The organism is Mediterraneibacter gnavus ATCC 29149 (assembly GCF_008121495.1).
In the GTDB taxonomy this organism is placed as follows: domain Bacteria; phylum Bacillota; class Clostridia; order Lachnospirales; family Lachnospiraceae; genus Mediterraneibacter; species Mediterraneibacter gnavus.
The window spans coordinates 1,540,742-1,554,736 of record NZ_CP043051.1; the positions used below are offsets into that span (position 1 = coordinate 1,540,742).

A 13,995-nucleotide genomic window follows, 5' to 3' on the forward strand; every position below is an offset into this window, starting at 1 on the left:
CTGAAAGGACAGGCGTTTGCCTGTTTTTGAAATGAATAAGATATTTCACGTCATTTTTATGAAATAAAATGAATGTTAGAAAAAATATGCTTTATATTAGTCTAACATATTTTAAGGAAAATCACCATATCTCAAAATTCACATATATTAGTCATATAATGTCTGAAACGGAAGTGTGGATCTATGAATAAAAAATTACCGTATTACATGGCGTATCCTCTGCCTCTTCAGTATGATGATGAGCGCAAAGAGCGCAGAGATTATGAGTACATGAAGAGTCTTTATCCGGATGTGGCAAAACGGCTGCTCCCGTATATAGAGGAAGAATGTGACAGGATGGAATATGACAACAGCATGATGTATGATGAATATCCTGACCGTCTGCAGCTGCATCTGATGTGCAAAAGAGTCTGTGAAAATGTAAGAAAACATGAAAAAATTTTCTATGGAACAGAATATGAAGGACTTCTGTCGCAGGCAGAAGAAAACAGTGTCATGAAGATGGAAGAGGCAGAGCGGATGCAGGAGCCGGAATCTGAATGGGAACCTGAATTTATGCAGGTGCAGGAACAGAATCGGCGGGAACCGGAAAGAAGACGTATGCCGAACTGGCTTCAGAATCTGATTGAAGTTATGCTGTATCATGAACTATATAAAAGAAGAAGTGATCATCGCAGGTCTCGCCACAGAATTTACTAATTGCAGATTTTGTGCTATGATAAAAATGATGTAGATACGAAGATTTTGGGATAAAAGTTAACATGATTATGGAAAAATAAGGGTGAAAATACGTATGAAGAATCTGATTTTTATAGGAATGCCGGCAGTTGGAAAGAGTACGGTCGGAGTGGTTGTCGCAAAACGGCTGGGAATGGAATTTATCGATACAGATTTATTGATTCAGAAGCAGGAGGGACGTCTGCTCAGAGAGATTATAGCAGATGTGGGGGAAGATGGATTTCTTGCCATTGAGAATCAGGTGAATTGTCAGGTGAATGCCGAACACGCCGTAATCTCTCCGGGAGGAAGTGTTGTATACTGCGAAGAGGCGATGAAACATTTTAAAGAAATAGGAACAGTCGTATATTTGAAGGCTTCTTATCGCACAATAAAAGAGAGGATCCGCAGTCCGAAAAAGCGGGGAGTCGTACTCAGAGAAGGGCAGACTTTCCGGGATTTGTATGAAGAACGGACAAAACTTTTTGAACAATATGCAGACCTTACGATATGCGAGGACGGCTGTCAGATCGAGGAAACGATCGATGCAGTTTTGACGCAGATCGAGGCGCTGGAGAAAAAATGATTTTACAAATTGAAATTTTATGGTATAATAACTAATCGTATTATAGGGTAAAAAGGCGAATTATCGTTTCTTTTTGCTTTTATAAGGCGGGGGTAATGAAATTTAACAAGGGACTACGATAGAATTATCGATAATCGAGGTGCAATATGGAGCAGTATATTATCAAAGGCGGCAATCCGCTGGTAGGGGAAGTTGAAATCGGCGGAGCTAAAAATGCGGCACTGGCTATTCTCGCGGCAGCTATCATGACAGACGAGACCGTTCTGATTGACAATCTGCCGGATGTAAATGATATCAATGTGTTGCTGGAAGCGATTCAGGGAATCGGAGCAATGGTTCAGAGATTTGACAGACACACAGTTAAGATTAACGGAAGCGCAATTACAGACTTTAATATAGAATATGATTATATCAAGAAGATCAGAGCATCTTACTATCTTTTGGGTGCGATGCTCGGAAAGTACAAGAGAGCAGAAGTGGCTCTGCCGGGCGGATGCAATATCGGAAGCAGACCGATCGATCAGCATCTGAAGGGATTCCGCGCATTGGGTGCGGATGTGGATATTGAGCACGGCAAGATCGTGGCAGAAGCAGAGCATCTGAGAGGAACACATCTGTATTTTGATGTGGTCTCTGTAGGAGCAACGATCAATGTGATGATGGCAGCAGCCATGGCGGACGGTCTTACGATCATGGAGAACGTTGCCAAGGAGCCTCATGTCGTAGATGTTGCGAACTTCTTAAACAGCATGGGAGCGAACATCCGCGGTGCCGGAACAGATGTGATCAAGATCCGTGGAGTCAAGAGCCTTCATAAGACAGAATATTCCATCATTCCGGATCAGATTGAAGCAGGTACTTTTATGTTTGCTGCAGCAGCGACAAAGGGAGATGTGACGGTATTAAATGTCATTCCGAAACATCTGGATGCGACAATCTCCAAGCTTGTGGACATCGGATGTGAAGTAGAAGAGTTTGATGATGCGGTAAGAGTGGTGGCGAAGAACCGCTTGAGAAGCACACAGGTGAAGACATTGCCGTATCCGGGATATCCGACAGACATGCAGCCGCAGATCGGGGTAGTGCTTGCGCTCGCGCAGGGTACAAGTACGATCACAGAGAGTATTTTTGAGAACAGATTTAAGTATCTGGATGAGCTGGCAAGAATGGGTGCAGTGATCAAAGTAGAGGGCAACTCTGCAACCATCGAAGGTGTAGAGAAGTTTTCCGGAGCGAGAGTCAGTGCGCCGGATTTAAGAGCAGGTGCGGCGCTTTGTATCGCAGGGCTTGCGACAGACGGAATCACTATTGTGGATGATATCGTCTATATCCAGAGAGGATACGAGAGATTTGAAGAAAAGCTGCGCGGTCTTGGCGGAATCATTGAAAAGGTTTCTGATGAGAAAGAGATTCAGAAATTTAAGCTGAAAGTAGGCTGATATATAACGGGGGAGTGAAGATGCAGGACGGTGAGTTCTGCATCTTTTGATAAATCACAGGGAGGTTCAAAAGAGAAAATGAGCAGTGAACGATACGATGAAGCGGTAAGGGAACAGAAGAAAGCAGAGCGCAAAAAGCAGGTGCAAAAGCAGGTTATGATCCTTGTGATCGCTCTGGTGGTGATCGCAGTTGCAGCTGCGGCAGTGTTTTTCACGATAAAAGGTAAGAAAAGCGAGCCAAAAGATACAACGAAGGCATCGAGCAGCGGACTTGCCGGTGCGATCAGTGCAAGCTATGAGACATTTGCTTCTGAGGCAGATCCGGATGCGTCTGCGGAAGACGTAAAAAAAGAAGCAGAGGACTTTGCAGCATGGATCCAGAAGACATATCCGGATGAATCTTCCGGGAAGCTTCAAAAAACCATGAAATCAGGAAAAGTATCCGCAGAGGATTTTTATAGCAGCTATGGAAAGACGCTGCATGTGCTGTCTGATGAGTATAAAGGGTACTTAAAAGATGATGAGACAGCAGCTGCAAATCATATCTATCAGAAAGACGGCGCGAAGGACGGACAGGCGGAGATCGCGATAGCAGGGAACCTGACACTGACAGAAGAAGGTTATACACTGGGCAAATACGATGAGACTGGAGATTTAAGCCAGATGCTCTCAGAGCAGATTTTAAGTGCGATGACAGGAGCGGATGCACTCTTTTTGAATCAGGAATTCAGCATCAGCAGTAAAGGGGAGGCATTATCAGGAAAGACTTCGATCCTGCATGCCAATGCAGAACGTATGAATATATTGGAAGCATTGGGAGCAGATGTTGTGTCTCTTGGAAATGAGCATGCGGCAGGTTATGGACAAGATGCCTTAAAAGAGAACATGGAGCTGTTAAAAAATGCAGGAATGGCATATGTAGGAGCAGGAACAGATGCCGCAGATGCTGCGCAGCCGGTGTATTTGATCATCAATGGAATCAAGATTGGATTTACATCAGCTTCCGGCATGGAAGATTCTTATGATATGGCGGCAGGTGACGGCAAAGCGGGGATTTTAGAATATACAGAGGCAGAGCAGTATACAAAAGTAATCCAGGAGGCTGCCACAAAGTGCGATTATCTGATTGTGTATGATCATGAAGGAAAAGGGGATGCCAATGGTGTGGAATCCTACCAGAAAGAGCATGCAGCTGCATTTTTGCAGGCAGGAGCGGATATCGTGATTGGCGGACACTCTGATCGTCTGCAGGGAATTGAGTATATCGATGGAAAACCGGTTGTGTACAGCATAGGATCTGTGCTGACAGACGGAACAAGCAGATATTCGGCAGTATTAAAGCTCAACATCACATCAGAAGGGTTAAAAGAGATGTCGCTCGTTCCGGGAATCCAGACAGAAGATATGACAGAATATCTGGATTCTACAGAGACACAGAAGAAGATGTATGATGCAGTTGCAGCTCTGTGCCCGAATGCATCGATTGATGAAAATGGAGTCGTTACAGAGAAAAAATAGAATTCCATATTGACATTTCTGGTAATACGGTGTAGAGTTCTATTGTCACAAAAATGAATATGAAAACTTTCTCTTATTCAGAGCAGTGGAGGTACAAAGGACCTGTGAAGCTGCGGCAACCCCGTCAAGGAAGGTGCCGACCTGAGCGAGCAATCGAACAATAAGAGGATTGTTTTGCTAAAGAACAGTCCGCTTTTTGGCGGGCTGTTTTTTAATTAGAAGAGATGCAGTCCGAAAAGAGAGAAAGAAACAAAGAAGGAGGAACAAAATGGAAAAATTATTATTTACATCGGAATCTGTTACAGAGGGACATCCGGATAAGATCTGTGATGCGATTTCAGATGCGATCCTGGACGCTTTGATGGAGCAGGATCCGATGAGCCGTGTTGCATGTGAGACTTGCGTGACAACCGGTATGGTCATGGTCATGGGAGAGATTACAACAAAAGCATATGTAGATATTCCGAAAATTGTAAGAGATACAGTGCGTGAGATCGGATACACAAGAGGAAAGTTCGGATTTGATGCAGATACATGCAGCGTGCTGACAACGATCGATGAGCAGTCGGCAGATATTGCGCTTGGAGTGGACAAGGCGCTGGAAGCAAAAGAAAATAAAATGTCCGATAATGAACTGGAAGCAATCGGAGCAGGAGATCAGGGTATGATGTTTGGATATGCATCCAACGAAACAGCAGAATTTATGCCGTATCCGATCGCAATGGCACACAAACTTGCCCTTCAGCTGACAAAAGTGCGCAAGGACGGAACGCTCTCTTACCTGCGTCCGGACGGAAAGACACAGGTAACAGTAGAGTATGATGAGAATGGAACTCCGAAACGTCTGGATGCAGTGGTACTTTCTACACAGCATGATCCGGATGTGACACAGGAACAGATCCACGCAGATATCAAGAAATATGTATTTGACGAGATCATCCCGGCTGAGATGGTAGATGAACATACAAAATTCTTCATCAATCCGACAGGCCGTTTTGTGATCGGCGGACCACACGGAGACAGCGGTCTGACCGGAAGAAAGATTATTGTAGATACTTACGGCGGAATGGCACGTCACGGCGGCGGGGCATTCTCCGGAAAAGACTGTACAAAGGTAGACCGTTCTGCGGCATATGCAGCACGTTATGCAGCAAAGAACATTGTGGCAGCAGGACTGGCTGACAAGTGCGAAATTCAGCTTTCTTATGCGATCGGTGTTGCTCAGCCGACTTCCATTATGGTAGATACATTCGGAACAGGAAAAGTATCCGAAGAAAAACTGGTGGAGATCGTGCGTGAGAACTTTGATCTTCGTCCGGCAGGAATCATCAAAATGCTGGATTTAAGACGTCCGATCTACAAACAGACTTCTTCTTACGGACACTTTGGAAGAAACGATCTGAATCTTCCGTGGGAAAAACTGGACAAAGCAGAAGTATTGAAAAAATATTTATAACAGTAGACGGAATGCCTCTTTTGGTTTATAGTAATACGAAAGAGGTGCGGAAAATAAAAAAGAAGGACAGGGACCTGCACCAGGGACTGTCCTCTTTTCTGTATTAGAGCATGCAGGATGGGAGGCGATGAAGATGAAATTAAAAACCAAGCTGATTCTTGCGTTTATGATCGTGATGATTCTGCCTACATTGTTTACAACTGTAGCGATGACGGCATTTGCGCCAAAAGCGGTGAATGATATTCAGGAATTATATCTGATCATTGTATTTTGCACGGCATCAGCTCTGATCTTCTGGATTTACAGGACGGTTTCACTGCCGCTTGCAAAACTGCAGGCAGCGGCCCGCAATATCAAAGAGGGCAATCTGGATTTTGAAATTAAGAATGAGACCAATGATGAAATCGGACAGCTCTGTCAGGATTTTGAAGAGATGCGTTTGAGACTGAAGGCAAACGCAGAAGAAAAGGTGGCATACGATAAAGAGAACAAAGAATTGATCAGTAATATTTCCCATGATCTGAAGACACCGATCACGGCTATCAAAGGTTATGTGGAAGGAATTATGGATGGAGTTGCAGACACTCCGGAGAAGATGGACAGATATATCAAGACCATCTACAATAAGGCGAATGAAATGGATCTTCTGATCAATGAACTGACATTCTATTCCAAGATCGATACGAACCGTATTCCGTATAATTTTACGACGATTTCAGCAAAGCAGTATTTTGGTGACTGTGCAGAGGATTTGTTTATGGAACTGGAGGCAAAGGGCGTACAGTTTCGGTATAGAAATTATCTGGAGACAGATTCTAAGGTGATTGTGGATCCGGAGCAGCTTCGAAGAGTGATCAGCAATATTGTAGGGAATTCTGTAAAATATATGGATAAGTCAGATCCTTCCATTACCATGGATTTAAAGGATGTAGGAGATTTTGTTCAGATTGAACTGGGAGACAACGGAAAAGGGATTGCGGCGAAAGATCTTCCGAATATATTTGACCGGTTTTACCGGACAGATGCGTCACGGAATTCTTCCAAAGGCGGAAGCGGGATCGGGCTTTCGATCGTGAAAAAAATTGTAGAAGAGCATGGCGGAAAGATCTGGGCTACCAGTGAAGAGGGCGTCGGGACAACCATGTACTTTGTAATCAGAAAATATCAGGAGGTACCAATGAATGAGTAAACGAATATTGATTGTAGAAGATGAGGAAAGTATTGCAGATTTAGAGCGGGACTATCTGGAGTTGAGCGGATTTCAGGTAGAAGTGGCAAATGACGGAGAGACAGGGCTTAACAAGGCAATGAAAGAGGAGTTTGATCTGATCATTCTGGATCTGATGCTTCCGGGAGTGGATGGGTTTGAAATCTGCCGTGAAGTGCGGAGTCAGAAAAATACACCGATCATTATGGTATCTGCAAAGAAGGATGACATTGACAAGATCCGTGGTCTCGGACTGGGAGCAGACGATTATATGACAAAGCCATTCAGCCCGAGTGAGCTGGTGGCAAGAGTGAAGGCGCATTTGTCCCGTTATGAGCGTCTGATCGGAAGCAATGTAGAAGAAAATGATGTGATCGAGATCCGTGGTCTGAAGATCGATACGACAGCGAGAAGGGTGTGGGTGAATGGAGAAGAACGTTCCTTTACGACAAAAGAATTTGATCTTTTAACGTTCCTTGCAGGACATCCGAATCATGTATATACAAAAGAAGAGTTGTTCCGGGAAATCTGGGATATGGAATCTGTAGGGGATATTGCGACTGTGACGGTGCATATTAAGAAAATCAGAGAAAAGATTGAATATGATACATCACATCCGCAGTATATAGAGACAATATGGGGAGTAGGATACCGGTTTAAGGTGTAAAAAGATGAAAACAGATTGGCAGAATGTGCACAGTAAAGTTCAGGAAAAAAGAAAAAAAGTAACATTTAACACGATGCAGATCATTGCGTTTGGATTTTTAGGAGTGATTTTTCTCGGAAGTATCCTGTTATATCTTCCGATCAGTAATCAGGAGCCGATTGCGTATCTGGACGCACTGTTCGTATCGGTTTCGGCCGTGTGTGTGACAGGGCTGGTCACTGTATTTCCGGCTGCACAGTTTACCTTGTTTGGAAAGGTAGTACTGCTGGGGCTGATCCAGATCGGAGGACTGGGTGTCATCGCATGTACGATGGCGGTATTTCTGGCAATTCGCAAGAAGATCACCATGAAGAGCAGGGTTATGATCCAGCAGACATACAATCTGGAGACGTTGAGCGGAATGGTACGGTTTATTATCCGGATTCTGAAGGGAACAGTTCTTGTAGAGGGCATCGGAGCGGTGTTATTTGCGTTTCATTTTGTTCCTGAGTATGGATTTATCAAAGGTGTAGCATACGGGATTTTTCATTCTGTTTCTGCATTTTGTAATGCAGGAATTGACGTGCTTGGCACTTCCAGCTTTATGGAGTATGTAAGCTCACCTCTTGTCAGTCTGACTACGATGTTTTTGATCGTTGCGGGAGGACTCGGATTCACAGTCTGGCATGATGTGCGAATGAACCTGCAGGATGTGGCAGGACAGAAACGCCCCTTAAAACGCTTGTTTACGAGATTGCATCTTCAGTCCAAGATGGTGATCGTCATGACAGCGGGATTGATCATGATAGGAACGCTGGGATATTTTCTGCTGGAGTATCACAATGATGCAACCATCGGAAAGCTTGGATTTGGTGAAAAGCTTCTGGCATCCGGATTTCAGTCCGTGACGACGAGAACAGCTGGATTTGCTACAGTTTCTCAGGCAGAACTGACTTCGGCATCCAAGTTGTTTGGATGTATTCTGATGTTTATCGGAGGTTCTCCGGGAGGTACGGCGGGCGGTATCAAGACGACGACAATGGCCATCTTGCTGCTCACCTGTGCTGCAGTGATCCGGGGAAGAAAATCAACGGAGTGTTTCGGAAGACGGCTTGCAGAATCCAATGTACGTTCCGGGATTGCGATTGTATTTCTTACATTTGCAATCTGGCTGACAGGTCTGTTCGGACTTGCTGTTTTAGAGCCTGATGAGCGGTTTATCGACTTGATGTACGAGGCGACCTCCGCGATCGGAACGGTGGGACTTTCCGCAGATCTGACGCCGTCGCTGACAAGAGGCAGTCATGTGATCCTGATGATCCTCATGTATGTGGGGCGAATCGGGCCGATCACCATGGCGCTGGTATTTGCCGGAAGAGAAGATATGCAGGCAAAATTCAGGGATTTGCCGGAAAAACGGATTATGTTAGGATAGAAGGGGTAGAAAGACATGAAAAAACAATTTGCAGTGTTCGGATTGGGAAGTTTTGGGCGGAGTGTTGCCCTGACACTGGAAAATCTGGGATGCGATGTAGTGGTAGTAGATAAATCATATGAAAAGATCCAGGAGATTTCAGATATGGTCTCTTATGCGATGCGGGCGGATGTATCGGATCCTGATGCACTTCATGCACTGGGAGGAAGAAATCTGGACGGAGCAGTCGTTGCAGTCTCTGAAAGTCTGGAAGCGAGCATTATGGCCACGATTATCTCCAAAGAGATGGGAATCCCGTATGTGCTCGCAAAGGCGAAAGATGAGCTGCAGGGCGCAATCCTCGAAAAGGTGGGGGCAGATGCCATTGCCTATCCAGAGTGCGATATGGGGGAACGGGTGGCAAAAAGCCTGATGTCCACGGCATTTGCAGACTGGATCGAATTGTCCTCCGAATACAGCATGGCAGAAGTGGTGATTCCGGAAAAATGGGTCGGAAGAAGCTTAAGCGAATTGAAGATCCGTGAGCAGTACGGGATCAATGTGGTTGGAATCATTCAGGGAGTGCAGGTGGATGTTACACTGGATCCGTATGAGCCGCTTCCGGAGGGAGCGATTCTGATTCTGATCGGAGCCACTTCGGTTTTGGAAAAATTTCATACATGGAAGTAAGAAAGATGATCACAAGTACAAGTAATCAAAGAGTAAAAGAATTATCTCAAATACAGAAAAAAAGTAAAATACGCAGCCGCGAAGGAATCTTTATTGCGGAAGGAATCCGCATGGTCAGAGAAACACCTCATGAGCGCCTGGTAGGTCTGTACTTTTCGGAGAGTTTTGAAAAAAAGTATGGAAAAGAAGTGCTGGATGTGATTTCAGGGGGAGACTTAAAAGTCCGGGAGCAGATCCGCAAAAAGACGGAAATCTTGTCTGATGCGGTATTTTCTTATGTGTCTGATACCAAGACGCCGCAGGGAGTACTGGCAGTTGTGCATCAGATGGAATATACTTTGGGTCAGATGACAGAGGGAGCTATTCCGCATTTGATGATCTTAGACAATCTGCAGGATCCGGGCAATCTGGGAACAATCTTTCGGACAGCGGAGGCTGCCGGAGTGACAGGTATCATCATGAGCCGGGACTGTGTGGATATTTATAATCCGAAGACGATCCGCTCGACAATGGGGGCGCTTTACCGGATGCCGTTTGTATATGTGGAGGATCTGAGAGAAACGATCCATACATTAAAAGAAAAAAACATCAAAAGCTATGCGGCACATCTGGATGGAAAGAACACCTATGATAAAGAAGATTACAGGCAGGGAACGGCTTTCCTGATCGGGAATGAGGGAAACGGACTCAGAGAAGAGATTGCACAGTGTGCGGATACCTGGATCCGGATTCCGATGTGCGGACAGGTGGAGTCGTTGAACGCAGCAGTGGCAGCGACAGTTCTGATGTTTGAAGTCAGCAGGCAGAGGAGAGGATAAACCATTTTCAGAAATTGACAGGGGTGATAGGATGGAACCATTGTTAGATCTGACAAAAGAATATGGTCTGGTGCTGGATGGCGGCGGAGCAAGAGGGGCCTATCAGATCGGTGCATGGACAGCGCTTGAGGAAGCAGGCGTGAAGGTTTGTGCGGTGGCAGGGACTTCTGTAGGAGCATTAAACGGTGCTCTGATCTGTATGGACAGTGTGGAGAATGCACAGAAGATCTGGGCAGAGATGAAGTTTTCCAGAGTCATGGATGTGGATGATGAGTGGATGCAGCATCTGTTCAGCAAAGATGGAAAAATAAAGGAAGTATTTTCTGAACTCTGGAAAAAACTTTCAGATGGAGGTGTGGATATTACCCCGCTTCGAAATCTGATCCACGAAATGGTGGATGAAGAGAAAATCCGACATTCGGGAAAGGAGTTCTGTCTTCTGACATTTTCTGTGACGGATATGAAAGAGCTGGATCTTTCGCTGGAAGATATTCCCGAAGGCGCTCTGGAAGATTTTTTGCTTGCCAGTGCGTATCTGCTTGGATTTAAAAATGAAAAACTGCAGGGAAAGCGTTATATTGACGGAGGCGTGATCAACAATGTTCCGTTGAACTCTCTGTTAAACCGCGGGTATAAGGATATTATCACCATCCGGATCCATGGACCGGGAAGAGAGCCCCGGGCAAATATCCCGGAAGACGGGGAGGTTCATGAGATCAGCCCGAGAGTGCGGCTGGGAAGTATTCTGGAATTTGACAGCAAAAGGAGCCGGCAGAATCTAAAGATCGGGTATTATGATGCAAAACGGATGCTCTATGGTCTGGAAGGATTTATGTATTATCTGGAGCAGACCCATGAGGAGACGTGGTATGAGGACAGATTGTGTGAGATTCCGGATCTGGAGAAAGCCGAGATGGCATTTGTACTGAAACTTCCCATCGGGTGTTCTGTCAAAGAGCTGTATCTGGCAATGCTGGAAGCAAGCGCCAAGCTGCTTCGCATTCCAAAATATCAGATCCATACGGTGGATCAGCTCCGTGACCTGGTACAGACACATTATGAGAAACTGGAAGATCAGATACATCTTCCGAGATTTACACACACATTGATTCAGATAGAAAGGAACAGAACTATGAACTTAAAAGGAAGAAATTTTTTGACACTCAAAGATTTTACACCGGAAGAGATCACATATCTTCTGGATCTGGCAGCAGATCTGAAAGAGAAGAAGAAAAACGGCGAGCCGGTTGATTTCTACAGGGGCAAAAATATTGCACTGATTTTTGAGAAGACCAGTACAAGAACACGCTGTGCATTTGAAGTTGCAGCACATGATTTGGGCATGGGTTCTACCTATCTGGATCCGACCGGTTCTCAGATCGGAAAGAAGGAAAGTATCGAGGATACTGCAAGAGTACTGGGAAGAATGTATGATGGAATCGAGTACCGCGGATATGGACAGGAGATTGTGGAGGAACTTGCAAAATATGCAGGGGTTCCGGTATGGAACGGTCTGACCAATGAATATCATCCGACGCAGATGTTGGCAGATATGCTCACGATCCGTGAGAATTTCGGTACTTTAAAAGGTCTGAAACTGGTGTACATGGGTGATGCAAGATACAATATGGGAAATTCTCTGATGATCGTCTGCGCGAAGCTGGGACTGGATTTTGTGGCTTGTACAACAGAAAAGTATTTCCCGAATGAGGAACTGGTAGAGACATGCCGCGGATATGCAAAAGAGTCAGGAGCAACGATCACACTGACAGAGAATGTAGAAGAAGGAACAAAGGATGCGGATGTTATCTATACCGATGTCTGGGTATCTATGGGAGAGCCGGATGAAGTCTGGGAAGAGAGAATCCGTGAATTGTCTCCATATAAAGTGACAAAAGAAGTGATGGCAAATGCAAAAGAGTCTGCGATCTTTTTACACTGCCTGCCGGCATTCCATGATCTGAAGACAAAGATCGGAAAAGAGATGGGAGAACGGTTTGGCATTACAGATATGGAAGTGACGGATGAAGTATTTGAATCCGCACAGTCCAAAGTATTTGATGAAGCAGAAAACCGGATGCATACGATCAAAGCTGTGATGGCAGCGACACTGGGAGAGATGTAATTGAAAGCGGAAATTTTAAAAATGCTGCGGGAGAGTCAGGACTATGTTTCCGGGCAGCAGATCTGTGAGCGGTTCCAGGTATCCAGAACTGCAGTCTGGAAGGTGATCAAACAACTGAAAGAGGAAGGGTATGAAGTGGAAGCGGTACGCAACAGAGGGTATCGCCTCTCTTCTCTTCCGGATATTCTCTCCCGGGAGGAGATCGTCAGTCAGATAGATACTGTCTGGGCAGGACAAAACGTGTATTATTTTACAGAAACAGATTCCACCAATATTCAGGCGAAAAGAATGGGAGATCAGGGGGCGCCTCACGGAACTCTGGCAGCAGCAGGACAGCAGACTGCCGGAAAAGGCAGAAGAGGAAGAACCTGGGAGTCTCCGGCGGATCAGAATATTTATATGTCACTTCTTTTGCGTCCGGAGATCGCACCGGTCAAAGCACCCATGTTGACTCTGGTTATGGCATATGCGGCTGCAATGGCGCTTCGGGAATGTACGGGTCTGGATGTACAGATTAAGTGGCCCAATGATCTGGTTATCAACGGGAAAAAAATCTGCGGAATCCTGACGGAAATGAGCACAGAGATTGATTATATCAATTATGTTGTCATTGGAATCGGGATCAATACTAATATTGAACAATTTCCGGAAGAACTAAAGCAGACTGCCACATCACTTCGGATTGAAGCAGGACACAGTATCAGACGCAGTCCACTCATTGCAGCAATTATGCGGTGGTTTGAAAAAGCATATGCCGAATTCATGAAAACGGAAGATCTTTCGGGAATCCAAAAAGCATACAATGAATTGCTTGTGAATTGCGGACGTGAGGTCCGGGTTCTGGAGCCAAAGGGAGAATGGCAGGCAGAAGCTCTTGGAATCAATAACGGTGGTGAGCTGCTTGTAAGAAAAGCGGATGGAAGTGAAACAGCGGTCTATGCGGGAGAAGTTTCCGTGCGCGGTATTTACGGATATGTTTAGTCATATAAGAAAGGAAACTGAAAATGGAAGAAGAAATTGTGCTTTGTGCGGCGAACTCTTATGAGCAGAAATACTATCTGAATCCCGAGTTTGAAATGCTGCCTGAAAGTATCAAGCAGGAATTGAATATTATGTGTGTACTCTACACAGAAGATGTAGGCGGGATCTTGATGGTTTTCTATGATGAGGATGGAAATCTGGAGTTTCGGGTAGATCACGAGGAGAATGATTTTTCGTTTGATGAGATCGGCAGTGTTTTGAAGATCAAACAGCTGCAGCAGACAAAACAGGAGCTGTTCGAGTCACTGGAATTGTTTTATAAGGTGTTTTATCTGGGAGAAGAGGTTGATCTGGAAGAAGAGGTTGATCTGGAAGAAGAGTAGAGTACAGATCCTGAG

13 protein-coding genes and 1 riboswitch are annotated in these 13,995 nt (G+C 45.2%); all 13 genes read left to right on the forward strand.

Annotated features, from left to right (window positions below):
• The first annotated feature begins 183 nt into the window (after nucleotides 1-183).
• Nucleotides 184-699 (forward strand): hypothetical protein, encoded by a 516-nt coding sequence (locus tag FXV78_RS07435; RefSeq protein ID WP_004843783.1) that lies wholly within the window; start codon nucleotides 184-186, stop codon nucleotides 697-699.
• Between the two features lie 94 nt (nucleotides 700-793).
• Entirely contained in the window at nucleotides 794-1,303 is a 510-nt protein-coding gene (locus tag FXV78_RS07440; protein ID WP_004843784.1) for a shikimate kinase, read from the forward strand.
• A 146-nt stretch (nucleotides 1,304-1,449) separates the two neighbouring features.
• Nucleotides 1,450-2,742, forward strand: coding sequence for a UDP-N-acetylglucosamine 1-carboxyvinyltransferase (locus tag FXV78_RS07445; RefSeq protein WP_004843785.1), 1,293 nt, complete (start codon nucleotides 1,450-1,452; stop codon nucleotides 2,740-2,742).
• A gap of 78 nt (nucleotides 2,743-2,820) precedes the next feature.
• Nucleotides 2,821-4,260 carry a CapA family protein gene (locus FXV78_RS07450; RefSeq protein ID WP_023924136.1) on the forward strand — a complete coding sequence of 480 codons (1,440 nt, stop codon included), beginning with the start codon at nucleotides 2,821-2,823 and terminating at the stop codon, nucleotides 4,258-4,260.
• A gap of 70 nt (nucleotides 4,261-4,330) precedes the next feature.
• A riboswitch (SAM riboswitch) is annotated at nucleotides 4,331-4,427 on the forward strand.
• 101 nt (nucleotides 4,428-4,528) lie between these two features.
• The gene (metK, locus tag FXV78_RS07455; protein ID WP_004843787.1) at nucleotides 4,529-5,716 is read left to right on the forward strand and encodes a methionine adenosyltransferase; all 1,188 of its coding nucleotides are present in this window, start codon (nucleotides 4,529-4,531) and stop codon (nucleotides 5,714-5,716) included.
• Nucleotides 5,717-5,849: 133 nt separating this feature from the next.
• On the forward strand, nucleotides 5,850-6,905 hold the full coding sequence (locus tag FXV78_RS07460) for a sensor histidine kinase (protein WP_009245625.1): 1,056 nt from the start codon (nucleotides 5,850-5,852) through the stop codon (nucleotides 6,903-6,905).
• The gene (locus tag FXV78_RS07465) at nucleotides 6,898-7,590 is read left to right on the forward strand and encodes a response regulator transcription factor (protein WP_004843790.1); all 693 of its coding nucleotides are present in this window, start codon (nucleotides 6,898-6,900) and stop codon (nucleotides 7,588-7,590) included. The genes FXV78_RS07460 and FXV78_RS07465 overlap by 8 nt, the downstream gene beginning before the upstream one ends.
• A gap of 4 nt (nucleotides 7,591-7,594) precedes the next feature.
• Nucleotides 7,595-9,004: a TrkH family potassium uptake protein gene (locus FXV78_RS07470; protein ID WP_004843791.1), complete on the forward strand. Its 1,410-nt coding sequence runs from the start codon at nucleotides 7,595-7,597 to the stop codon at nucleotides 9,002-9,004.
• A 15-nt stretch (nucleotides 9,005-9,019) separates the two neighbouring features.
• Nucleotides 9,020-9,673, forward strand: coding sequence for a potassium channel family protein (locus tag FXV78_RS07475; protein WP_004843792.1), 654 nt, complete (start codon nucleotides 9,020-9,022; stop codon nucleotides 9,671-9,673).
• Nucleotides 9,674-9,678: 5 nt separating this feature from the next.
• Nucleotides 9,679-10,491 carry a TrmH family RNA methyltransferase gene (locus FXV78_RS07480; protein ID WP_023924138.1) on the forward strand — a complete coding sequence of 271 codons (813 nt, stop codon included), beginning with the start codon at nucleotides 9,679-9,681 and terminating at the stop codon, nucleotides 10,489-10,491.
• 31 nt (nucleotides 10,492-10,522) lie between these two features.
• Nucleotides 10,523-12,616: an ornithine carbamoyltransferase gene (gene argF / locus FXV78_RS18805; protein WP_004843794.1), complete on the forward strand. Its 2,094-nt coding sequence runs from the start codon at nucleotides 10,523-10,525 to the stop codon at nucleotides 12,614-12,616.
• The gene (locus tag FXV78_RS07490; protein WP_004843795.1) at nucleotides 12,617-13,597 is read left to right on the forward strand and encodes a biotin--[acetyl-CoA-carboxylase] ligase; all 981 of its coding nucleotides are present in this window, start codon (nucleotides 12,617-12,619) and stop codon (nucleotides 13,595-13,597) included.
• 23 nt (nucleotides 13,598-13,620) lie between these two features.
• Nucleotides 13,621-13,980: a DUF6145 family protein gene (locus tag FXV78_RS07495; protein ID WP_004843796.1), complete on the forward strand. Its 360-nt coding sequence runs from the start codon at nucleotides 13,621-13,623 to the stop codon at nucleotides 13,978-13,980.
• The last annotated feature ends 15 nt before the right edge of the window (nucleotides 13,981-13,995 follow it).